The organism is Pantoea sp. UBA5923, from assembly GCF_002431095.1.
In the GTDB taxonomy this organism is placed as follows: Bacteria; Pseudomonadota; Gammaproteobacteria; order Enterobacterales; family Enterobacteriaceae; genus Pantoea; species Pantoea piersonii.
This window is the reverse complement of record NZ_DJDN01000050.1, coordinates 61,715-63,270: the sequence shown is the minus strand read 5'-3', so window position 1 is coordinate 63,270 and position 1,556 is coordinate 61,715. Positions and strand designations below refer to the sequence as shown.

General features: G+C 59.8%; 1 protein-coding gene and 1 pseudogene. Both read left to right on the top strand.

Going from position 1 to position 1,556, the window contains the following annotated elements:
• Positions 1-140 precede the first annotated feature (140 nt).
• The gene (locus tag B3797_RS12490) at positions 141-1,025 is read left to right on the top strand and encodes a DMT family transporter (RefSeq protein WP_311791233.1); all 885 of its coding nucleotides are present in this window, start codon (positions 141-143) and stop codon (positions 1,023-1,025) included.
• 47 nt (positions 1,026-1,072) lie between these two features.
• Positions 1,073-1,556 (top strand): annotated as a pseudogene (locus B3797_RS12485) (acyl-CoA transferase); the annotation flags it as partial.

The following is a 1,556-nucleotide window of genomic DNA, read 5'->3' as shown; positions in this document are numbered from 1 at the left end:
CTGACAGCAAAGCGGCAGCTTGTCTTATGATTTTCCCGCACCTGTCATAACATAAAAATATTTACTGGCACCTGTCAGCGCCTCTCCGCTTCGTGCCATCATTAAGGCGTGGCGAAAAAATAACAGCGAAGGACAGGATTGTGGCATTGCGGCATTTTTTTCTGGTGTTGATGGTGGTTTCCATCTGGGCGTTCAACAATGTGGCGGTAAAGTGGGGGCTGCTGGAGCTGCCGCCGCTGTTCCTTACCTGGATGCGCTTTGTGGTGGTGGCGATTGTGCTTATCCCTTTCTGTCGCATCACGCGTCAGCAGCTGCCCTGGCTGCTCGCGCTCGCCTTTACCTTCGGCTTTATGCACTTTTCGCTGCTGTTTGTCGGCATGCGCTATACCGACGCCGGCACCGGCGCGATTGTGGTGCAGCTCGGTACGCCTATCGCCATGCTGCTGGCGATGGTGGTGCTGAAGGAGCGGCTGAAGGCAATCCAGCTGGTCGGCATCGCCATCTCACTGAGCGGCGTCGCGGTGCTCTCCGGCAGCCCGACCATACCCGCCTGGTGGGTGCTGGTTATTCTGCTTTGCAGCGCTACCGGCTGGGCGGTCAGCAATCTTATCGTCAAAAAATCGCCGCCGATTAAGCCCCTTACCATGACCGGCTGGATCGCTTTTCTGGCGGTGCCCATCGTTGGGCTGTCGAGTTTTGTTATGGAGTCGCATCAGTTCTACGCGCTGAGTCAGGCGGGATGGCGCGGCTGGTTCGGCATTCTCTACAGCGCCATCGCCTCTTCGATAGTCGCCTATACCCTGTGGTATGGCCTGCTGAAGAAGTACAACGTCAATCTGATTATGCCCTATTCGCTGCTGACTCCGGTGCTGTCGGTACTGATGGGCATTGTGGTGCTGGGCGACAGCCTTAACAGCTTTAAAATCATCGGCGCCTCGCTGGTGGTTTGCGGTACGGCGATAGCGGTCATTAACGTGCGCAGCCTGCGGATGCATGCGCGCTTCCCGCGTCTGCGCCGCCGCTGAAAAAGCGGTGCTATGCTCTGAATACCGTCTGTTTCTGGAGAATCATTATGGATTATCAGCTCGCCGCGTCACTGTGGCAGCAGCTGCGGCAAGGATTGCGTGGCTCTGATGACGTAACCGCCGCACCCACTTTTCTCGATACCGCTACCTTCTCATCCGCCTTCGCCGTCAGTGAACTGGCCGCCGCCAGTATCGGACTGGCGACGCAGGCGACGGCGGATTTTATCGGCAGTGACCAGCCGGTCAGCGTGAACGTGCGCCTCGCCTCGCGCTGGTTTCAGAGCAGCTTTGTTCCCCGCAACCGCCCTGCGCCCGCGCTCTGGGACGCGTTTGCCGGTGATTATCGCAGCGCCGACGGCTGGATCCGCCTGCATACCAATGCGTCACATCACCGCGCGGCGATGACGCGCGTGCTGGGAGAGCAGCCCGACCGCGACGCGCTGGCGCATCAGGTGGCGCGCTGGCAGGCTGGCACGCTGGAGCAGGCGATTGTCGATGCGGGCGGCTGCGCCGCGCAGATGCGCAGCGAAC